This window comes from Mesorhizobium sp. B3-1-9 (assembly GCF_006439595.1).
In the GTDB taxonomy this organism is placed as follows: domain Bacteria; phylum Pseudomonadota; class Alphaproteobacteria; order Rhizobiales; family Rhizobiaceae; genus Mesorhizobium.
Genome location: NZ_VFTJ01000003.1, coordinates 169,356 through 189,018, shown reverse-complemented (window position 1 = coordinate 189,018; position 19,663 = coordinate 169,356). Strand labels below are relative to the sequence as shown.

Here is a 19,663-nt window from a genome sequence, read left to right as displayed (position 1 = left end):
TTGGCAGGTTCAGGATGGCGAGCAAGCGCGCGTGGGCAGTTCGAAGACGGTGAGCTCGCGGTCCTCGGTCGGGTGCCGCAGGCGCAGCACGTCGATGCCGAAAACCTCGCGGATATGCGGCTGCGCCAGCGCCTCGCGCGGCGGCGCCAGCGCGTGCAGCCGGGCGTTGCTCATCACCGCGACGTTGGTGGCGAAGGGCGCCACCAAGGCGAGATCGTGCAGCACGGCGACCACGGTCATGCTGAATTCGGCCACCAGTTCGAGCAGTTCTGCGCGGGCGCGCGGGTCAAGGTGGTTGGTCGGCTCGTCGAGGAACAGGATCTTCGGCTCTTGCGCGATGGCACGGGCGAGCTGCGCGCGCTGGCGCTCGCCGCCGGAGAGCGAGCCGATGCTGCGCGCGAGCAGTGGCAAGAGCCCGGTCCGGCGCAGTGCTTCGACGACGATGTCGCGATCGTCGTGCCGGCGCCTCAGGCCGGCATGCGGGACGCGGCCAAGCTCGACATAGTCGATGAGCGCCAGCCGTGGATCCGGCTGGTCCGTCTGGCCGACGACGGCGATGCTGAGCGCCCGCTCGGCGGCGGTGATCCTGTCCAGCCGGCGCCCGGCCAGGCGAACCTCGCCGTGGCTCGGCGACAACGCTCCGCACAACATGCGCAGCAGAGTCGTCTTGCCGGCGCCGTTCGGGCCGATGATGGCGAGCCGCTCACCCGCCGCCAGCGACAGGCTGAGATCCTCGACTAGCGTCCGGCCGTTTGCCATGGCGCCCAGATCGCGGGCTTCAAGCAGGGGCACGTTCACCGGACTTGCTTCCTGGCCTTACCCGCGGCGGGGATGCGCGCCAGTATCTTGCCGGCTAGCCTTGCCGGGCGCTGGCCGGAATTGCACCAGCCGTCGGGCAGCGAGGCATAGAGCCTGGCAAATTCGACCAGCGCGCCGGCGTCGGTGCCCCTGTCGATGGAACCGAAGAGATAGGTGGCTTTGCCTTGCGCCATGAAGGCCACGGCGAGCGGCCGCGCGCAACCCGCCATGCAGTCGATGGTCTCGATGGCAAAGGAAGGCGCCGGCTGCAAGGAAAGCCTGGAGCGCAGGTCGGCGCACAAACCCTCGCCGGACCTCAGCCCGGTCACGGTATCGCGACACAGCGAACAGACGATGATGCGATGGCTCGAGCGTTTCACCGTTTCACGGAAACGGCGAACCGCTCTATCTCTTTGTTTTGACGCAATTCCAGACGGAAAACCGCTACACACTTTTCCTGGAATTGCTCTCGAGGCGTCCAACATTTCCGTCACTTTCCAAAATGGCGACGGAAGGATGCTGGACGAGCCGGCCGACAAGACCGGTGCCCGCGTCTCCTCCCGGCACACCCCGTCCGGTCAACTCATGTCGATGGCAGGTCTCCTGGCTCGCGGGTCGTTGCGCCATCCGCCTTCCCAGCCTTGCCGGCCAGTGGCGTTTCGGATGAAGCTCGCCGCTCACAGTTGCGGGGGCAGCCACGGGTTCAATCCAGACCGGATCTCACCGTGTTCCCTTTTCACCCCTCGCCTTGCGGCTCGGGGACCATGACGCAGCCATCGTAGGTTGTCCGCGCGCGAGTCGCAACGGCTTCTGCGCGCGTTCATCACCGCGTGAAGCGACCTGCCTGGAGAAATGCATTCGTGGTTCGATTCTCGTTATGATATGTAATAACGTTACATACCAACGAATGCGTAGCAGTCAATCCCTCCTCGCGCCGTCTCACCCAAACATCGGAAAATTTTCAGAAACCGTTCGGGATTTGCCGGAGCCGAAATCGCAAAAAGATCGGGCTGGCGAAAGACAGGTTGCAACGCCTCGATCCCCTGCCAGCCAACGCAGTTTTCCCGGCCGCCGCGTCCTCCCAAGCGCGGCCGCAACCTTGGGCACGGAGACGACATGATTGCCGCACGTTTTCACAACAGTCCTCTTGGGCACAACAAGCCGCTCAGGCGCCGCCTTGTCGCCGGCTCGATCGCCGCTCTCGCTTGCGGTGCCGTGATGGTCTGGCACGGCGCCAGAAGCGAAGCATCGAACGTCGCGCCGGGCATGCCCGAAACCAAGCTGGTCAAGGCAGTTTCGGTCTCGCCGGAACCCGCCGCGGATAACCGCGTCGCCATCGGCGAGATCAAGCCGAGGCTGGAGAGCGATCTCGGTTTTCGCGTTTCCGGCAAGCTCATCCAGCGCACCGCCGAGGTCGGCGCCACGGTGAAGAAGGGCGAGGTGCTCGCCCAGGTCGACGACCAGGATTATCGAAACCGGCTGGCCAGTGCGGAAGCCGATGTGACAGCGGCCGAGGCCGTGCTGGTGGAAGCCAGCGCCGCCGAAGCGCGTATCAGCGCGCTGCTCGCCAAGGGTTTCACGACACGCGCCAACCATGACGCGACGCTAAAGAATCTGCGCTCGGCCGAGGCCAAGCTGAAATCGGCGAACATCGCCTTCGCGATGGCCAAGGACCAGCTCGGTTACACCGAGCTCCGGGCCGAATTCGACGGCATCGTCACCGCCACCGGCGCCGAGGCCGGCCAATCGGTCAATGTTGGGCAGATGGTGGTACGCGTCGCCGATCCGGAGAGCCGCGACGCGGTGTTCTCTATCGCGGAAGCAGCCTTTACCAGCGACCGGCGCGGTCGAAAGATACCCGCCGTCACCGTCTCGCTGCTCAGCAATCCGGCTATCTCGACCGCCGGCACTGTGCGCGAGATAGCGCCGATGGCCGACGCCGCCACCCGCACCTTCCAGGTGAAGGTTTCGCTCGAGAAAGCGCCTGACGAGATGCGTTTCGGCGCAAGTGTCGCCGGCCGCGTCGAGAACGCCGGCGCGCCTGTCGTGCTGCTGCCGGGCAGCGCGCTGTTCGACAAGGAAGGCAAGCCCGCCGTCTGGGTGGTGTCGGCCTCGTCGGCTGTCGAGCTCAAGCCGGTCACCATCGCCCGCTACGAGACCGACCGCGTAGTCGTCAGTGCCGGGCTCACCAAGGGCGACCGGGTCGTCACTGCCGGCGTAAACCGGCTGCGGGAACACGAAAAAGTCCGTATCGTTGAGGGAGAAGGAAAATGACCATGTCAAAGACCAAGGTCCTCATCGCCGGCGCCGGCCCGACCGGGCTGACGCTCGCGCTCTGGTTGACCAAGCTCGGCGTTCCGGTGCGCATCTTCGACAAGGCCGCCGCTCCCGGCGAAACCTCGCGCGCGCTGGCCGTCCAGGCGCGCACGCTGGAATTCCACCGCCAGATCGGCATCGTCGACGACGTGCTTGCAGCGGGCGTGAAGATCGAACAGCTCACCGTGCACACGCCGGCAGGCGTCGCCGCGAGACTCCCGCTCGCCGATTTCGGCCGCGGCATCAGCCCCTATTCCTTCGCCTTCGCGCTGCCGCAGGACATCCACGAGCGCGTGCTGATCACGCATCTGGAGCGCGCCGGCGTCGAGGTGGAGCGCGGCACGGAGCTCATCGCTTTCCAGGACAAGGGCCACGCGGTCATCGCGACGCTAAGCAAGGAAGGCCAGACGGAAACCGTCGTCGCCAACTACCTCGCCGGTTGCGACGGCGCCCACAGCACAGTGCGCCACGGGCTGAATATCGGCTTTCCCGGCGGCGCCTACGAACAGTCCTTCTACGTCGTCGACGTGAAAGGCCGTGGCGACATCACCCGCAACGGCATGGACACGACCATCAGCACCTACGGTTTTGCCATCGTCATGCCGGTCCGGCAGTCGGGTTCGATCCGGCTGATCGGCATCGTGCCGAAGGCGCATGAGGCGGACGAGACGATCAGCTTCGAGGCGATACGCGCCGACGTCGAGCGCGACACCGGCGTAACGGTCGACGAGGTCAACTGGTTCTCGACCTACGGGGTCCATCATCGCGTCGCCGAGAATTTTCGCGTCGGCCGTGTGTTCCTCTGCGGCGACGCTGGCCACATTCACAGCCCGGCCGGCGGACAGGGGATGAACACCGGCATGGGCGATGCGGTGAACCTTGCCTGGAAGCTCGCTGCCGTCGTCCAGGGCCGCGCCGATCCGCGCCTGCTCGACAGCTATGAGCCGGAGCGCATCGCCTTCGCCCACAGACTGATCGAGAGCACGGACCAGGCGTTCCGCATCGCCACCAGCCGCTCGCGGCTCGTCGGCCTGTTCCGGCGCTATCTGATGCCGAATATCCTGAACATCGCGCTGCACACGTCATACGGCTCGCGCGCCTTCTTCGGCGTCATCTCGCAGGCGGCGATCCAGTACCGCGCCGGCCCGATCAGCTCGGGCACAGCGGGAAAGGTCAGCGGCGGCGACCGCCTGCCCTATGTGCCGATGCCAAGCAGCGACAATCTCGAGCCGCTGCGCTCGCTGGACTGGCAGGTGCATGTCTATGGCGAGGTCAATGCGGAATTCCGGGCCATGCTGGCATCGACCGGCATTCCGGTTCACGGCTTCGCCTGGTCGGAGACCGCCGCGAAAGCCGCCTTGCAGCGCGACGCCGCCTATCTGGTGAGGCCGGACGGGCATGTCGCGCTCGCCTCGCCGGCGCAGGAGGCGGCGAGCTTCCAGCGCTACCTCGCCGGCCTCGCCATCAAACCAAGGACGGCCGAGCGGGCGCCATACCGCGTACCGGGCACCATGCACAGCCTGGCCTGACTTGCCGCGGCGCCCGCCAAATGGCGGGCGCTGACCGGACCTAAACCATCACTTGTTTTCGCCAGCCGGCAGAAGCCGGCGGAACGCGCCTTCGCGCGCTGAGAGGGCTTTGCATCATGACCAGCTTCAATCTTTCCGAATGGGCGCTGCGCCACCGCAGCTTCATCGTCTACCTGATGATCGCGGCCGCACTCGCCGGCCTCTACGCCTATCGCGGTCTCGGCCGCGAGGAGGACCCGCCCTTCACCATCAAGACCATGGTGGTGAAGACGATGTGGCCAGGCGCCAGCACCAGCGACACGGTCGAACAGATCACCGACCGCATCGAGAAGAAGCTCGAGGAACTGCCCGATCTCGACTACGTCAAGAGCTACACCAAGCCGGGCGAATCCATCGTCTTCGTCAACCTGAAGGACACTGTTGCCGGCGACGAGGTGCAACCGCTCTGGTACCAGGTGCGCAAGAAGCTGGACGACATCAAGCCGACGCTGCCGTCGGGGGTGCAGGGCCCGTTCTTCAACGACGAGTTCGGCGACACCTATTCGCTGATCTACGCGCTCACCTCCGACAGCCTCAGCCATCGCGAGCTGAAGGATATGGCGACCAGCCTGCGCGCCGGGCTGCTCACGGTGAAGGACGTCGCCAAGGTCGACCTGATCGGCCAGCAGGACGAGAAGATCTATCTCGAATTCTCGACCCAGAAGGTGGCGGCGCTCGGCCTCGACGTCGGCACGCTGACGCAGGCGTTGCAGGCGCAGAACGCGCTGACGCCGAGCGGCACGGTCGACGCCGGTCCCGAGCGCATCGCCATCCGCGTGTCCGGTTCCTTCACGTCGGAAGAGAGCCTGAAGGCGATCAACTTCTACGCCAGCGGCCATTACTTCCGATTGGGCGACGTCGCCGAGGTCAAGCGCGCCGATTCCGACCCGCCGCAGCCGATGTTCCGCTTCAACGGCAAGCCAGCGGTCGGCATCGCCGTCTCGATGACGGCAGGCGGCGACGCGCTGGCATTGGGCGAAAACGTCAAGGAGAAGATGCATGAGATGGAGGCCGAGCTGCCGCTCGGCGCCGAGCTCGGCATGGTCGCGGACCAGTCGCATGTCGTGGAAGAATCCGTCGGCGAATTCACCAAGAGCCTCGGCGAAGCGATCGCCATCGTGCTTGCCGTGTCACTGCTGGCGCTTGGCTGGCGCCCCGGCGTCGTCGTGGCGGTTGCCATCCCGCTGGTGCTGGCGATCACCTTCGTCACCATGCAGTATTTCGGCATATCGCTGCAGCGTATCTCGCTCGGCGCGCTGATCATCGCACTCGGCCTGCTGGTCGACGATGCGATGATCGCGGTCGAGATGATGATCGCCCGCATGGAGGAAGGCTACGACAAGATCTCGGCCGCCACCTATGCCTATACCTCGACTGCCTTCCCGATGCTGACCGGCACGGTGGTGACGATCGCCGGCTTCGTGCCGGTCGGCTTCGCCAAGAGCGGCGCCGGCGAATACTGCTTCTCGCTGTTTGCGGTCGTCGCCATTGCGCTCGTCGTCTCCTGGGTCGTCGCGGTGCTGTTCACGCCGCTCACCGGCGTCTTCATTCTGCCGGACCGCATCAAGGGACATGGCGGCAGCCACCAGCCGTCGCGCATTGCCCGTGGCTTCCAGGTGCTGCTCGAAACCGCGATGCGGGCGAAGTGGCTGGTGCTGTCGGCGACCGCCGGGCTGTTCGCGCTCTCGGTCGTTGCCATGGGCTTCGTCGGCCAGGAGTTCTTCCCGAAGTCGGACCGGCCGGAGGTCATGCTCGATCTCACACTGCCGCGCACCGCCTCGATCAAGGCGACGGACGCGGTCGTCGAGCGCGTCGAGAAGCTGCTCGCTTCCGATCCTGACATCGACCATTGGAGCTTCTATGTCGGCCAGGGCGCGGTGCGCTTCTACCTGCCGCTCGACGCGCAGCTGGCCAACGACTTTTTCGCCCAGGCGGTGGTGGTGACCAAGGGTCATGCCGTGCGCCAAGCGGTCATCGACCGTCTGGAGAAGGAGCTGTCGACCGGCTTCGACGACGTCATGGCCCGCGTCACGCCGCTGGAACTTGGCCCGCCGGTCGGCTGGCCGCTGAAGTTCCGTGTCAGCGGTCCAGACCCGGACAAGACGCGGAGTCTCGCGCAGCAGTTCGCGCAGGTGCTCGGCAGCGACGCAGCGGTCCGCAACATCAACTACGACTGGAACGAGCCGGCCAAGGTCATCAAGGTCGAGGTCGACCAGGACCGGGCGCGTGCGCTGGGCATCTCCTCGCAGCAGCTGTCGGAGACGATCAACGCGATCCTGTCCGGCTCGAAGATCACCGAAATGCGCGACGACACCTATCTCGTCGACATCGTCGCCCGCGCCGTGGATTCGGAACGCGCCAGCATCGACACGCTGCGCGGCCTGACGATCAGCGCCTCCGGCGGACGGCGCGTGCCGCTCGAACAGGTGGCGAAGCTCAGCTACCAGACCGAGCCGCCGCTGATCTGGCGTCGAGGCCGCCTGCCGACGGTGACCGTGCAGGCCGACGTCGCGACGGACGAGAACGCCACCATCGTGTCGAAGCGGCTGGAGAAGGCGATCGCCACGTTTAAGGCCGAGCTGCCGGTGCGCTACAGCGTCGAGCAGGGTGGCGTCATCGAGGACAGCGCCAAGGCGCAGGCCAGCATCTTCGTGGTCTTTCCGCTGATGCTGTTTATCATGGCTACGGTGCTGATGATCCAGCTGATGAGCTTCCAGCGCTTGATGCTGGTGCTGCTCACCGCTCCGCTGGCCATCGTCGGCGTCGCCGGCGCGCTGTTTCTGTCAGGGGCTCCGATGGGCTTTGTCGCCATCCTCGGCGTGATGTCGCTGATCGGCATGGTGATCCGCAACTCGGTCATCCTGATCGCGCAGATCGACCAGCATATCGCCGCCGGCGAGGAGCCGTGGGCGGCGGTGATCAGCGCCACCACGCACCGGCTGCGGCCGATCCTGCTGACGGCGGCGGCAGCCATCCTCGGCATGATCCCGATCGCGCCGACCGTGTTCTGGGGACCGATGGCCTATGCGGTGATGGGCGGCCTGATGGTGGCGACGGTGCTGACGCTGGTTTTCCTGCCCACGCTCTACGTCGCCTGGTTCCGTATCAAGGTGCCGGAACACGCCGCGGCAGGGACCGAGCCGGTCACCGCCGCCGCCGAACCGCAGGCCATCGCCGCCTGAGCGGCGAGGCACGGCAAGCCACGGCGGCGACGCCGACGTGGCCGCATCCCAACAACAAACAGAAAGGCAAGATCATGTCCTCCTTCTACGGAAACCTCTTCGTTCGCCTGAACGCCGGCTTCCTGATGCTGGCGTCGGCCGGCGGGCTCTTCACCGACATTGCCGGCTCCTTCTTCGGGCGCGGCCCGGAAGCAATCCTGCTCGGCGATGCGCCCGGTACCGGCATCGGCTTCATCGAGGCGCACGGGCTTGCCCTGATCATCGGCGTGACGCTCTGGCGCATCGCCTATTCCCGCAACTGGCATGCCGTCCTGGCTGCCGTGCACATGCTGCTTGGAACGGCGAACCTTCTGTTCTGGCAGTTCTTCGTCGCCGCGGACGTGCTCGTCGTCGGCTACGTCACAACCACGGCGCACTGGGTGCTCGTGGTTGCTCACCTGGCGGCGCTGACGGGCTCGACCCGGCTTGCCGCTCAATCCTCCCACTAGACTTCAACCAACATCTGGAGAAACCAACATGCCCATGAAATCCTTGAAGAAATACCGCTCGGCCGCAGCTCTGCTCGCCCTCGCGATCACCGCTGTCGAAATCGTCGGCAGCGCCGTGCCCGCTTTGTCGCCGGTCAGCACCGCCGAGGCCCGCATCGGGGCGCCGTGGACGCCGCGCAGCGCCGCCGGAGTCGCCCGCCGCACCACCACCTGGCGCGTGCTGCGGCACACCACGGCCTGGGTCGCGACGCTGCCCACCGGCTGCGTCCGCACCAAGGTCAACGGTTTTGACGTCTGGCGCTGCGGCGGCACTTACTACCGGCTCTATCAGGGCCGCTACATCGTGGTCGTGGCCGATTGATCAGCCTCGGGCGTCAGCTAAAGCGCGTCGCCCTGAAACGGATTCAGTCGACGCGCTTTTAAGTCTCTGTTTTTGATGCATGTCGCTATCCGCTGCACACTTACGGGCGACATGCATTAGCCGAGGGCAAGCCTGACACCCTCGGCGAGATGCTCGGCATCAGCCTTGTTCTCGAACGGCACGCCGCGCAGCGCATAGTCGATCGGCGAGAACGGGGCGCCCTCCTCGATGAGTGCGATCTGCCGCCGCGCCTTCTCCATGTCGCCCATCTGGGCATAACAGGCCGCGAGCCGCGTGCGGATCCACGGCGCTGGACGCGTTGCCAGTTCCAGTGCGTCGGCCGCCTGCCGGTACTCGCCCATCATGTAGAGCGCCAGCGCGCGATCGAACTGGTACCAATGCGGGTGCAAGGGATCGATGCGGATGCCGCGTGCCAGCCAGGTCAGCGCTTCCAGCGGCCGGCCGCGCATGGTCAGCAGCATGCCCATCTGCTCGATGCTGTCGGCATCGTAAGGGTTGAGTTGCAGCGCAATGCGCATGTGGTGCTCGGCCGCCTCGTGATCACGCATGTAGAGGCGGATCAGCGACTGCACGCGATGACCGGTCGGCTGGTCCGGCGACAGCGCCAGGCCCTTGTCGGCAAGGTCGCGCGCGTTTTCCAGCACGGCATCGCTGGCACGCCCGAATTCGCCGTCGAGCGAGCGCGCCAAGCCGAGATAGGTGTAGGCCAGCCCGTAATTCGGATCCTTGGCGATCGCCGCCTCGAACAAGGCCTCGGCGCCGCGCTGGTCGGTCTGGGCCGGGTCGCGCAGCAGCGCAAAGCCACGTATCAGGAGCTCGTAGGCGGCAAGGCTGGTGACCGGCTTGCGTGACGCCTGCTGCAGCCCTGCATTGGCGACCCGCGTGACCAGGCGGCTGACGATCTGCTCGACGATCTCGCGCTCGATGGCGAACAGGCCTTCGCCATGCGACTGGTAGCGGTCGCCCCAGAGTTGGCTCGCGGTGGCGATGTCCACCAGACTGACGGCGACCACGACATGCTCGCCCTGACGGCGCAGCGAGCCCTCGACAAGATAGTCGGCGCCGATGCGGGCGCGGATCTGCGGCCACTCGGCTCGGCCGAAGGAGGCAAAGGAGAAGCTGGAGTTCCGCGCCAGCACAGTGACGGTGCCGAAGCGCGCGACGCCATTGATCAGGTCTTCCGCGAATCCATCGACCATGGCCTCGTCGGCCGGATCGCCGCTCTCATTGCGGAAGCGCACCACGGCGACGATCGGCTGCGTGCTTATCTCGGGCGCCGCTTCGGCTTCCGCTGCCAGCATGTAGCCACGCTTGGAGACGGTGCGCACCATGTCGTCGCCCAGCACCTTGCGGATCTCGCGCACCGACTGCGTCAACGAATCCTCAGTGACGTAGACGTCCGGCCACACGACATCCATCAGTTCCGATTTCGGCACCACGCGGCCCATGTTGCGGGCAAGATGGGACAGCAGCGCGAAAGCCTTCGGGCGCAGGAACAGCGGCTCGTTAACGCCGCGCAGCGTGCCCATGGCAAGGTCGAGCGTGAACCCGCCAAAACGAAAGACCTGATCGGCTGTCGCCGGCGCCATCGGGACACCCCTCCCCGGACAATGCTTTGCGCCGCATCGCTTCCACTCGACGCGGCATGGTCTAAGCGCATTATTGCCCAGCGCGCAATTTCGATCAAACTGGCCGGCGGCGCGAGGGCTAATGTCGCCGCGCCAAATGCGAGGAACCATGAACCCGACCGAGAAAGCGCTGTGGTTTGTCGAAAGCCATCTGCCGGACGCGATCAGTCTCGACGAAATAGCGCAAAGCAGCGGCGTATCGCGCTTCCATGTGACGCGCGCCTTCGGCGCCGCCACGGGACGGTCGGTCATGGGTTATATGCGGGCGCGCCGCTTGAGCGAAGCGGCGCGCAAGCTGGCCGGCGGCGCGCGCGACATCCTCTCGGTCGCGCTCGATGCCGGCTACGGCTCGCATGAGGCGTTCACACGGGCCTTTCGCGATGAATTCGGCACCACGCCGGAGCTGGTGCGCGCGCAAGGCTCGACCCGAAACCTCAACCTCGTGGAGCCCATTCTGATGGACAGTTCGCTTCTCGCCACACTCGAGTCGCCGCGCTTCGAAACCAGCCGCCCCTTCCTCATCGCCGGTCTCGGCGAGCGCTACAGCTGCGAGACCAGCGCCGGCATTCCCATGCAATGGCAGCGCTTCGCCCCCTATATCGGCAACATTCCAGGCGAAGTGCCCGGCGTCTTCTACGGCGTGTGCACGAATGGCGACGATGCCGGCAATTTCGACTATGTCGCCGGCGTCCAGGTGACGGATTTCTGCGACCTGCCGAAGGATTTTTACCGTGTGCGGGTGCCGGCGCAGAAATATGCGGTGTTCTCGCATCGCGAGCACATCTCGACCATCCGCCGGACCATCAACACGATCTGGAACAGCTGGCTGCCGGCCTCCGGCCACGAGATCGCCGACGCACCGGAATTCGAGCGCTACGGACCCGAATTCGACGCGCGCACCGGCAATGGCGGGTTGGAGATCTGGTTGCCGGTGAAGGGGTGAGCGCCTTCCCTTCAGCTTGCGGGAGAAGGGAAAGAGCTAAAGCTCCAGATCCCATGTCTGCCCGACCAAGTCCTTGCCGAAGGAATGGTGGCGCTCCTCGTCGACCAGCTTGAAACCCACGGCCTGGTAGATGCGGCGGGCCGCGCCCAGTATGTCGTTGGTCCATAAGGTCAGCGTCTTGTAGCCCTTGGCGCGCGCGAAGGCGATGCATTCGTCGACCAGGCGCGCGCCGATGCCAAGGCCGCGCGCCGATGGCTCGACATAGAGCAGCCTGAGCTTCGCCACCTCCGGCGACTTGCGCACGACGAAGACGGAACCGACAACCTCGCCCGCGCGCTCGGCGATCCAGGCACGCTCCCACTTCGGATCGAACTTCCTGACGAATTCGCCGAGGATCTCGGCGACCAGCGCCTCGAAGGTCCTGTCCCAACCATACTCCTGCGTGTAGAGCATGCCCTGGCGGCGCGTGATCCAACCGATGTCGCCAACCTGCAGCGGTCGCAGGATGTAGGCTTCCTTCGGTTCGGGTTTGTCGCCGAGCAGCTCCTGTACGGCGCGCATGGCCTTGACCAGCCGCTCCTGGTCGACAGGCGCCAGGCGATCGAGCAGCGCCCGCACCTGGTCGTGCGAATCCTGGTTGAGCGGCGCGAAGGCCTGCCTGCCCGCGGGCGTCAGCGCGATCGAGGCGCGGCGCGCGTCCGCCTCGGTGGCTTCGCGCTCGACCAGGCCGCGCTCCTCGAATTTCTTGAGAAGACGGCTGACATAGCCGGGGTCGAGGCCAAGCTCGCGCACCAGGTCGCTGGCGACCAGCCCCTCGCGGTTGGCAAGCTCATAAAGCACCCGCGCCTCGGTCAGCGAGAACGGGCTCTTCAACAGGCCCTCGTCGAGCAAGCCGATCTGGCGGGTGTAGAAGCGGTTGAAGGACCGGACCGTGTCAATGCGCTCCTTGCCGGGGTGGTCGTGGATCGTCATGGGAAATCCTCCTGTCTTGGACAGGATCAACCATTTAGTTGACTCAGTCAATGAATAGGCCACGCCTTCGTCATTCCAGGGCGGAGCAAGGAGCGCAGCGACGCGCGCAGACCCTGGAATGACGACCTCACGGTCACCAGTGCTAATAGCGAGCGCTGAAGCGTCCCTTACCCCATCGGCAGCACCGGCCAGAACTCCACGATGCGCCCGGCCGAAAACACGGCGATCGCACCGAAATGCTGCAGCACCGCCTCGCTCTGCGTCGGCCGCAGGAAGGCATAGTCGCCGGGTTTCACGGTCGCCCCGGCGGGCAGGCTCATGAACTGCTGGTTGGAGGACAGCCCGATCAGGCCGTTCGGCTTCATGCCTTCGGGAAACACCGGCTCGGCCATCCACTTGCCGCCATAGAGATAGCAGCCCTTGCGCGCGAAGAGACCGAGCGACTGCAACGCCCTGGAAACCGCCGGCGGCCCCGGCAGCATCGCATCGACCGCCTTGAGGATCGGCGTGGCGATGAAAGCCGCCGGCTGGAAACCGCCGAGGCCGGGCGTGTCGAAATCCTTGGGCAGCACGAAGGCCGAGCCGATCGACACTTCGTTAGCGACGCCCGAGCCATGCAGCAGCGCCGTCTTCGAGCCGCCGATGTTGAGGATGCGGCGCGCCTCCGGCTCCAGCGCATCGATGAAGCCGGCAGCCTTGGCCGAGGCCTGCTTCAGCGCATTCTCCGCCCCGCCGAATAAACCGGGGATTTCCGGCGCATGGGCCTCATAGGCCATGATGCCTTCGCAGTGCAGACGATCCGGTATCGGCAGCGCCTTGATCTCGGCGGGGCTGGAAAAGCCGCCGCGATGCAGGCCGACGTCCACCTCGAAAGCGAAGCGCAATTCGGTGTCGAGCGCGGCGGCCAAGGCGCCATAGTCGGCCAGCCGCTCCGGCGTATCGATCAGCCAGCAGACGCGCGACCACCAGCCGGCGCCGCCTCTCGTCAGCGCGGCCTTGGCGGCGCCGACCGGCATCGGCTTGCCATAGAGCGGGTCGCCCTCGGGAAAAGCGTCGAGCACTGCCTGCGTCACCGGCGGATGGAAGGTCATGAAGCGGTTGGTTTCCAGTGCTCGCGCGATGTGCAAGAGCAGCGGCATGCAAGGCAGCGACTTGTCGACCAGTCGCACCGCCAGGCCCGGCGCCAGCCTCTCCTTCACCAGCGCGATGTTGCCGTCCAGCCGGTCTCGGTCGAGAACAAGGCAGGGTCGGAAAATCTCGGCGGCCCGCAATGCGTCGGACAGAGCGGCGAAATAGGCGCTCATTGTTGGATGCCGAACAGGCCGGCCATGTAAGGCGAGACGAAACGGTTTTGCGGATCGATGTCGCGCCGCACCGCCATCGCGTCGTCCCAGCGCGGATAAAGCTTCTTGAAATCCGTTGCCTTCAGGCCGTGCATCTTGCCCCAATGCGGCCTGCCGCCATACTTGTGGAAGATGGGCTCGGCGGCGCGCATGAAGGGCAGCGGGTCGTTGGCCGCATCGTGGTGGATGGCGATCGAGCAGGTCAGCCTTTTGTAGAAAGGCGAAAGCCAGAATTCGTCGGGCGCCACCGAACGCACCTCCACCGGGAAATAGACTTCCGGGAAGTGCTTCTCCGTCAGCGCGATGATCTCGGCCAACGCCTTGGGACCTTCCTCGTAAGGCAGGTGGTACTCCATCTCGTTGAATTTGGTGCGACGGTCGCTGGCGTAGACGTTGAGCCAGTCCTGCACATAGTCCTCGGAGGCCACTTTCTTCACCGCTCCCCTGATCAGCGCGCGGCGCAGCGACGGCAGCCAGCGCAAAGCGGTGCGCAGCTTGCGCAGCGTCGCCAATCCTTCCTCGTCGTCCTCGGTCGGCCGCGGCGTCGGCGCTGCGCCACTGAGATCGCTGGCAATGAACTGCACGTAGTCGGCGAAGGGGATGTAGTAGAACTCGGCCGAGCGATGCGCCGCCATCATCGACTCGAAGTCCTTGAGCATGTCGCCGACCGGCAGCACCCATTTGCGGCGGCGCAGCCGGTAGGTCGCGATGTTGTTCATCGTCACTTCGGTGAGGATGCCGAAGGCACCAAGCGCGACGCCGGTGGCGTGGATCATATCCTGGTCGTCGGCCCTGCTGAACCCACGCAGCTTGCCTTGTCCGTCGACGAGTTGCACCGCCTCCAACTGCGTGTGATAGGCGCCGAGCGTCGGGCCGGAGCCATGCGTTGCCGTGCCCAGCGCGCCGCCGATCGCCTGGCGGTCGATGTCGCCCATGTTGGGCAGGCCCTGGCCGATGTCCTGCAGGATGCGCATCAGGGCGCCGAGCCTGGTTCCCGCCCTTACCCGCGCCCGGTTGGCGACAGCGTCATGCGAGACCAGCCCCTCGATCTTCTCCAGCGAAACGATGGTGCCGTCGGACCGCACCAGCGGCGTGAAAGAATGGCCGGCGCCTGCGACGCGCAGCGGTCCGGGCGCCGAGCGCACCAGATCGGCCAGTTCGCCGGCGTCGGCCGGGGTCGCGATCAATTGCGGGGAAGCCGTGACGAAGCCCGACCAGTTGCTCCAGGCGGCTGCCATCCCAATCCTCCCGCTCAGGCCCGGCCGCGCCGGCGCGCGACCAGCACGAAGACGCCGAGCAAAAGTACGCTCGCCAAGGCAGTGGCAGCGGCGAATTCGGGCACGGGCCGGAAATTCTCGCCGTCGATCAGAAGCGAGGCAGCAATCGGGCCGATGGCGAGGCCGAAGAGTTGCGCGGCCGGCACCAGGAGTGCCGCGGTGCGCGTTTCGTCGGCGGTGATGGCGAGGCGGATCTGGTAAGGCACGATGAAGAGCAGGATGAAGCCCATCACCAGCGCCACGGCCCAGAACGTCGAAAGCCCCGGGCCGGAGGCAAGCAGCACGGAGCTGATCGCCGCGATGACCCCGATGGCGGTGATGGCAAAACGATAGTCGATGCGCGCCTCGAAGATCGTCGCGGTCATGGCGCCGAGCACCTGCGCGGCAAGGCTCGCCGAAACCATCAGGCCGACGGTGCGGCCATCAATGCCGAACTGGGCGCCGATGGGCTCGAGGAAAGCCCAGACGGCACCGAAGAACATGAAATAGCAGAAGATCGACAGCAGCGCGGTGATCGCCGGCACGGTCGCCACATTGGCAAACTGCTCTTCCTTTGGCAGGTCGGCATAGTCGTCCGGCACGGTCCAGGCCACGACCAGCGACAGCAGGCAGACGATGCCGAGCGCGATGAAGCCGCCGGCCGAGCCAGCTCGCGGCACGGCATAAAGCGCGAGGATCAGCGCCAGCGCGCATTGCGCCAAGGTCTGCAGCGTGACGAAATAGCCGCCGATGCGCTCGGCGCGACGCGAGCGGGCGATCAATTCGGTGGCGACCGCGACCAGCCCGCCCTCCGCCAAGCCGGCCAGCGCGCGCGCGCCGATCAGCGCATTGGGAGTACCGGCATAAGCGGTCCAGACATTGGCGAGCGCGAGCAGCACGAGCAGCACCGCGCTCTTCCGGCGCATGTTCCTGGCAGGGAGCAGCATTGCCACTACGCCCGAGCCGATGGCGATGGCGATCATCTCGGCGGTGGCCATCAGCGCGAGCTCGTCGCCGGTGACATGCCCTTCGGTGTAGAGCGCGCCGAGCAGCACCGGCTGCAGGCCAAGGATGAGCAGGCCGACCGAGCCGATCCACAGCGCCGAGGCGAGCTGCAGTCCGGTCGGATTGCCGACAAGCCAGTCGTCATTTTCCGCCTGCGCGGCTTGCGATGCGGTCACGAGTGCCCCTCCCTTGCAGCTCGATCGAAAAACTGACAAGTTGTCAGTATTTCACGAAACTGATACTTGATCATGTTTCTTGTCAACCACGAATTCGCGAGCTCCCACGGGATTTGGCGCATGACGCAGACAAGGCGAACGGCGACGGAACCGCGGCGCAGGCCGAAGCAGGAGCGCAGCCGCGAGCGCATCGACGCGATCCTCGCCACCACCATGCGGCTGATCGGCGAAAAGGGCATCGACGCGGTGACGATGAAGGAAGTCGGCGCGCTGGCCGGCGGGCCGATCGCCACCGTCTACCACTATTTTCCGTCGAAGTCGGCGATCCTGGCGATGCTCTATGAGCGGTTTTCCGAGGAAAGCCGGGCGCGATTCGGCGCCATCATCGCCGGGATAGGCGGGCTGGGCGACGTGACCGCGGCGGCCGACCGCCTGCTCGACGACTATTATGCCCGCGTCGCCGCCGTCCCGGCCATCCAGGACCTGCAGAACGCCATCCAGGCCGACAAGGCGCTGCAGCATCTCGACATCGCCGAGACCAGGCATCAGGCGAAGATGTTCTGCGACCATGTCGGTCCGATGATCGAGCCGGAGCGGCGCGAGGCGTTCGGGCGCGTCGTGTTCCTCATCTTCCAGCTTGCCGGCGGCGTCGTGCGGCTGGCGCTGACGCAGGACAAGGAAGAAGGCCGGCGCACGATCGACGACTATCGGTCGATCATTCACACGCAGTTGCGGTTGTTTCTGTAGGTCTCGGCTTGCTGAAGAATGGAACCGTGGAGTTCCTTCGCGCCCCCCTCTGTCCTGCCGGACATCTCCCCCACAGGTGGGGAGATTGGCAGCTTCGCCGGCGGCGCCCTTTCTTCAACGTCGGAGAGTGGCGAAAGCCGGCGCGACAGCTGATCTCCCCCCTCGTGGGGGAGATGGCCGGCAGGCCAGAGGGGCGCGCTGTCCCGCCAGCATTGCGAAGATCTCCTAAGACACATCCAGCTTCGGCCCCAGGATCTCCACCAGCCAGTCCACGAACACCCGCACCCGTGGCGACAATTGTCGGCTGCGCGGATAGAGCACCGAGATCGGCGTCGGCGTCGGCGGGTTGCCGGGCAGCACCTCGACCAGCCGGCCGGCCTCGATGTCGGCGGCGAAGCGGCGGCGCGGCGCCTGGTAGAGGCCAAAATCCTGGCGCACCAGCGCGGCGGCGGTGTCGGAATTGGAGACAGTGACGCGCGATGGCAGCACGACCTCGCGGATCTTGCCGTCGACGGTGAATTCCAGCGGCATCACCTGGCCGGTGCGCGACGAGACGAAGCCGATCATCATATGCCCGGCGAGCTCGTCCAGGGTGCTCGGCAGGCCGTGACGCTCGATATAGGCGGCGCTGGCGAGTGTCGCTTCGCGCGCCATGCCGATGCGGCGCGCGATCATGTCGCTGTCGGGAAGCGTTCCGGCACGCACCACGCAGTCGACGCCCTCGCGCACCAGGTCGACGAAGCGATCGCCTTCGCCGATATGCACGCTGAGCCCGGGATGGCGCGCGAGCAGCGCCGGCAGTTCCGGGATGACCAGGGTGCGGGCCAAATGGCCGTTGATGTCGATGCTGAGCCGCCCGCGCACTTCATGCGCGCCAAAGGTGCCCTCGGCGTCCTCGATGTCGGCGAGGATGCCGAGGCAGCGCTGGTAATAGGCCTCGCCGTCGAGCGTCGTGGTGACGTGGCGCGTGGTGCGGCGGAGCAGTTGCACGCCGAGCCGCTCCTCAAGCTGCTTGATCGCGGCGGTGGCGCTGGAGCGCGGCAGGCCGAGATCGGCGGCAGCCGCGGTAAAGCTGTGGCGTTCCACGACGCGGGTGAAGAGCCGCATGCTGTCAAACCGATCCATCGCCGATTGTTCGCATAGGCTGAATAGTGTTGGCAATCCATGCCCGATTATATCGGGCGATCAGGCGAGTATATGCATCTCCATCCAAGAAGAAGGAGATTTCGCCATGACCACTCGTCCCATTGCCCTCATCACCGGCGGCAGCCGCGGCCTCGGCCGCAACACCGCGCTCAACCTCGCCCGCAAGGGTGTAGACGTCATCGTCACCTATCGCTCTCGCGCCGATGAGGCGAAGACGGCAATCGCCGAGATCGAGGCCGCCGGGGGCCGGGCCGCCGCGCTTGAGCTGGATACCGGCGCCATCGCCAGCTTCCCGGCTTTCGTCGAGGCGCTGAAGAAGACGCTTCACGAAACCTGGCAGCGCGACCGCTTCGACTATCTCGTCAACAATGCCGGCACCGGCCTGCGCAAGATGATCGCCGAGACGACGGAAGAGGAATTCGACACGCTGATGAACACCCATCTCAAGGGCGTGTTCTTCCTCACCCAGGCGCTGCTGCCGCTGATCGACGATGGCGGCCGCATCATCAACATCTCGAGCGGGCTCGCCCGTTTCGCCGCGCCCGGATCGTCGGCCTACGCGATGATGAAGGGCGGCATCGAGGTGTTCACGCGCTACCTCGCCAAGGAGCTTGGCGCGCGCGGCATCACCGCCAACACCGTGGCGCCAGGCGCCATCGCCACCGACTTCAATGGCGGCCATGTGCGCGACAACGCCGAGATCAACCGCATGGTGGCCGGCGTCACCGCGCTCGGCCGCGCCGGCGTTGCCGACGACATCGGCCCGATGATCGCCTCGCTGCTGTCGGACGACAATCGCTGGGTCAACGCCCAGCGCATCGAAGTGTCAGGCGGCATGAACATCTAGGTGACCTGGCGGATCAGTCCCTCGAAGCCGTCGGCAAGGTTGGCATTGCCGGCGGCGATGAAGCTCGACAGGTTCCTGGCTCGCCCGGGCGTCTTGTTGGCGTCGAGCAGCACCGCCCTGCCCTCGTGCATGACAAAGTCGAATTTTCCGTAGTCGAAGCCGAGCCGGCGCCTTAGCGCGCGCAGCTCGTCCGGAACCGAAACCGCCTCGCGGCGGATGGTGTCGTCGCCCTTGACGAGGCTCTGCGGCGAGACATGGCGGGTGCAGCGCTCGCGCTCGCCGCAGAACAGCCAGAAGCGGGCGGCAAAACCGTCCGGCTCCGGCTCGGGAATGAATTTCTCGACGACCAGATTCTGGCGCTCGAAGGCCTCGGCCGGAACGTCGGCGAGCGAGGCATGGATCTCGTATTTGTCGAAAGGTTCGACGCCGGGAAACGGCTCCGGCCTGCCGGCGCGCCGCGCGCGCTGGTTCAGCTGCTGCTCCGGCGTTCCCCAATGGTTGAGGCTGCTCTTGACGATGACCTGCCCCTGCCAGTCGTCGCCTTGGCCAATCACGGCGCCGCTGATGCGGCGTTTCGAAATGTCGGCCGTCCCAAGGTTGAGGCAGAAGGGAAAGCGCCGCGCGTAATCGACATAGTCGGGCGGCGTCACGGTCACGTCGAGATGCAACACCGCGATGTCGGCGGCCGGCTTCGCCGAGGTGCCTCTCAATATCTGGACCGAATGGCCGCGGCGCTTCAGCTCTTCCAGCAGGTCGAAGAGCATATATGGGCTATCGCGGCGCATCAGCAGTCCGCGCCGGCTCTGGAAGCGGTCGAACTCGTGCGTGATCACCGCGATGCGCGCCATGCCCGCCCCTCACTTGGC

17 protein-coding genes and 1 riboswitch are annotated in these 19,663 nt (G+C 65.9%); of the genes, 8 read left to right on the top strand and 9 right to left on the bottom strand.

What is annotated here, in order from left to right; all coding sequences use genetic code 11:
* Positions 1-9: 9 nt before the first annotated feature.
* On the bottom strand, positions 10-798 hold the full coding sequence (locus tag FJW07_RS07190; protein WP_140855424.1) for an ABC transporter ATP-binding protein: 789 nt from the start codon (positions 796-798) through the stop codon (positions 10-12).
* Positions 795-1,178, bottom strand: coding sequence for a DUF1636 family protein (locus tag FJW07_RS07185; protein ID WP_210239860.1), 384 nt, complete (start codon positions 1,176-1,178; stop codon positions 795-797). Before FJW07_RS07185 ends, FJW07_RS07190 begins: the two co-directional genes overlap by 4 nt.
* Positions 1,179-1,373: 195 nt before the next feature.
* Positions 1,374-1,580: riboswitch (cobalamin riboswitch) on the bottom strand.
* A 334-nt stretch (positions 1,581-1,914) separates the two neighbouring features.
* On the opposite strand from FJW07_RS07185, the gene FJW07_RS07180 reads away from it, so the two are divergent.
* The 5 genes from FJW07_RS07180 to FJW07_RS07160 all read left to right on the top strand — a co-directional run bounded on the left by FJW07_RS07180 (position 1,915) and on the right by FJW07_RS07160 (position 8,713).
* Positions 1,915-3,072, top strand: a complete 1,158-nt coding sequence (locus FJW07_RS07180) for an efflux RND transporter periplasmic adaptor subunit (RefSeq protein WP_140855420.1) — start codon at positions 1,915-1,917, stop codon at positions 3,070-3,072.
* Positions 3,069-4,643, top strand: coding sequence for an FAD-dependent monooxygenase (locus FJW07_RS07175; RefSeq protein ID WP_140855418.1), 1,575 nt, complete (start codon positions 3,069-3,071; stop codon positions 4,641-4,643). Before FJW07_RS07180 ends, FJW07_RS07175 begins: the two co-directional genes overlap by 4 nt.
* 116 nt (positions 4,644-4,759) lie before the next feature.
* On the top strand, positions 4,760-7,864 hold the full coding sequence (locus tag FJW07_RS07170; RefSeq protein WP_281405327.1) for an efflux RND transporter permease subunit: 3,105 nt from the start codon (positions 4,760-4,762) through the stop codon (positions 7,862-7,864).
* 74 nt (positions 7,865-7,938) lie between these two features.
* Entirely contained in the window at positions 7,939-8,352 is a 414-nt protein-coding gene (locus FJW07_RS07165; protein ID WP_140855415.1) for a hypothetical protein, read from the top strand.
* 28 nt (positions 8,353-8,380) lie between these two features.
* Positions 8,381-8,713, top strand: a complete 333-nt coding sequence (locus FJW07_RS07160) for a hypothetical protein (protein ID WP_246672278.1) — start codon at positions 8,381-8,383, stop codon at positions 8,711-8,713.
* 116 nt (positions 8,714-8,829) lie between these two features.
* On the opposite strand, the gene FJW07_RS07155 is transcribed toward FJW07_RS07160, so the two are convergent.
* The gene (locus tag FJW07_RS07155) at positions 8,830-10,323 is read right to left on the bottom strand and encodes a winged helix-turn-helix domain-containing protein (RefSeq protein ID WP_140855413.1); all 1,494 of its coding nucleotides are present in this window, start codon (positions 10,321-10,323) and stop codon (positions 8,830-8,832) included.
* A gap of 148 nt (positions 10,324-10,471) precedes the next feature.
* Here FJW07_RS07155 and FJW07_RS07150 point away from each other — a divergent pair, with 148 nt between their 5' ends.
* Positions 10,472-11,305, top strand: coding sequence for an AraC family transcriptional regulator (locus FJW07_RS07150; protein WP_140855411.1), 834 nt, complete (start codon positions 10,472-10,474; stop codon positions 11,303-11,305).
* Between the two features lie 36 nt (positions 11,306-11,341).
* On the opposite strand, the gene FJW07_RS07145 is transcribed toward FJW07_RS07150, so the two are convergent.
* The 4 genes from FJW07_RS07145 to FJW07_RS07130 form a co-directional block, all read right to left on the bottom strand.
* Positions 11,342-12,277: a bifunctional helix-turn-helix transcriptional regulator/GNAT family N-acetyltransferase gene (locus tag FJW07_RS07145; protein WP_140855409.1), complete on the bottom strand. Its 936-nt coding sequence runs from the start codon at positions 12,275-12,277 to the stop codon at positions 11,342-11,344.
* A gap of 167 nt (positions 12,278-12,444) precedes the next feature.
* On the bottom strand, positions 12,445-13,581 hold the full coding sequence (locus FJW07_RS07140; protein WP_140855407.1) for an alanine racemase: 1,137 nt from the start codon (positions 13,579-13,581) through the stop codon (positions 12,445-12,447).
* The gene (locus FJW07_RS07135) at positions 13,578-14,858 is read right to left on the bottom strand and encodes a D-arabinono-1,4-lactone oxidase (RefSeq protein ID WP_140855405.1); all 1,281 of its coding nucleotides are present in this window, start codon (positions 14,856-14,858) and stop codon (positions 13,578-13,580) included. Before FJW07_RS07135 ends, FJW07_RS07140 begins: the two co-directional genes overlap by 4 nt.
* A 14-nt stretch (positions 14,859-14,872) precedes the next feature.
* Positions 14,873-16,057 carry an MFS transporter gene (locus FJW07_RS07130; protein ID WP_140855403.1) on the bottom strand — a complete coding sequence of 395 codons (1,185 nt, stop codon included), beginning with the start codon at positions 16,055-16,057 and terminating at the stop codon, positions 14,873-14,875.
* A 120-nt stretch (positions 16,058-16,177) separates the two neighbouring features.
* Between FJW07_RS07130 and FJW07_RS07125 the strand changes: the two genes are divergently transcribed.
* Positions 16,178-16,804 carry a TetR/AcrR family transcriptional regulator gene (locus FJW07_RS07125; RefSeq protein ID WP_140855401.1) on the top strand — a complete coding sequence of 209 codons (627 nt, stop codon included), beginning with the start codon at positions 16,178-16,180 and terminating at the stop codon, positions 16,802-16,804.
* Between the two features lie 225 nt (positions 16,805-17,029).
* Here FJW07_RS07125 and FJW07_RS07115 read toward each other — a convergent pair whose 3' ends face one another.
* Entirely contained in the window at positions 17,030-17,929 is a 900-nt protein-coding gene (locus tag FJW07_RS07115) for a LysR family transcriptional regulator (protein WP_140855399.1), read from the bottom strand.
* 106 nt (positions 17,930-18,035) lie between these two features.
* Between FJW07_RS07115 and FJW07_RS07110 the strand changes: the two genes are divergently transcribed.
* On the top strand, positions 18,036-18,797 hold the full coding sequence (locus tag FJW07_RS07110) for an SDR family oxidoreductase (RefSeq protein WP_140855397.1): 762 nt from the start codon (positions 18,036-18,038) through the stop codon (positions 18,795-18,797).
* On the opposite strand, the gene FJW07_RS07105 is transcribed toward FJW07_RS07110, so the two are convergent.
* Positions 18,794-19,645 carry a hypothetical protein gene (locus FJW07_RS07105; protein WP_140855395.1) on the bottom strand — a complete coding sequence of 284 codons (852 nt, stop codon included), beginning with the start codon at positions 19,643-19,645 and terminating at the stop codon, positions 18,794-18,796. The genes FJW07_RS07110 and FJW07_RS07105 overlap by 4 nt on opposite strands.
* Positions 19,646-19,663 lie beyond the last annotated feature (18 nt).

What these genes read in the sequence shown, in the direction of transcription:
- FJW07_RS07180 (WP_140855420.1), top strand. Translation starts at nt 1,915, where the DNA reads ATGATTGCCGCACGTTTTCACAACAGTCCTCTTGGGCACAACAAGCCG.
- FJW07_RS07175 (WP_140855418.1), top strand. Translation starts at nt 3,069, where the DNA reads ATGACCATGTCAAAGACCAAGGTCCTCATCGCCGGCGCCGGCCCGACC.
- FJW07_RS07170 (WP_281405327.1), top strand. Translation starts at nt 4,760, where the DNA reads ATGACCAGCTTCAATCTTTCCGAATGGGCGCTGCGCCACCGCAGCTTC.
- FJW07_RS07165 (WP_140855415.1), top strand. Translation starts at nt 7,939, where the DNA reads ATGTCCTCCTTCTACGGAAACCTCTTCGTTCGCCTGAACGCCGGCTTC.
- FJW07_RS07160 (WP_246672278.1), top strand. Translation starts at nt 8,381, where the DNA reads ATGCCCATGAAATCCTTGAAGAAATACCGCTCGGCCGCAGCTCTGCTC.
- FJW07_RS07155 (WP_140855413.1), bottom strand. Translation starts at nt 10,323, where the DNA reads ATGGCGCCGGCGACAGCCGATCAGGTCTTTCGTTTTGGCGGGTTCACG.
- FJW07_RS07150 (WP_140855411.1), top strand. Translation starts at nt 10,472, where the DNA reads ATGAACCCGACCGAGAAAGCGCTGTGGTTTGTCGAAAGCCATCTGCCG.
- FJW07_RS07145 (WP_140855409.1), bottom strand. Translation starts at nt 12,277, where the DNA reads ATGACGATCCACGACCACCCCGGCAAGGAGCGCATTGACACGGTCCGG.
- FJW07_RS07140 (WP_140855407.1), bottom strand. Translation starts at nt 13,581, where the DNA reads ATGAGCGCCTATTTCGCCGCTCTGTCCGACGCATTGCGGGCCGCCGAG.
- FJW07_RS07135 (WP_140855405.1), bottom strand. Translation starts at nt 14,858, where the DNA reads ATGGCAGCCGCCTGGAGCAACTGGTCGGGCTTCGTCACGGCTTCCCCG.
- FJW07_RS07125 (WP_140855401.1), top strand. Translation starts at nt 16,178, where the DNA reads ATGACGCAGACAAGGCGAACGGCGACGGAACCGCGGCGCAGGCCGAAG.
- FJW07_RS07115 (WP_140855399.1), bottom strand. Translation starts at nt 17,929, where the DNA reads ATGGATCGGTTTGACAGCATGCGGCTCTTCACCCGCGTCGTGGAACGC.
- FJW07_RS07110 (WP_140855397.1), top strand. Translation starts at nt 18,036, where the DNA reads ATGACCACTCGTCCCATTGCCCTCATCACCGGCGGCAGCCGCGGCCTC.
- FJW07_RS07105 (WP_140855395.1), bottom strand. Translation starts at nt 19,645, where the DNA reads ATGGCGCGCATCGCGGTGATCACGCACGAGTTCGACCGCTTCCAGAGC.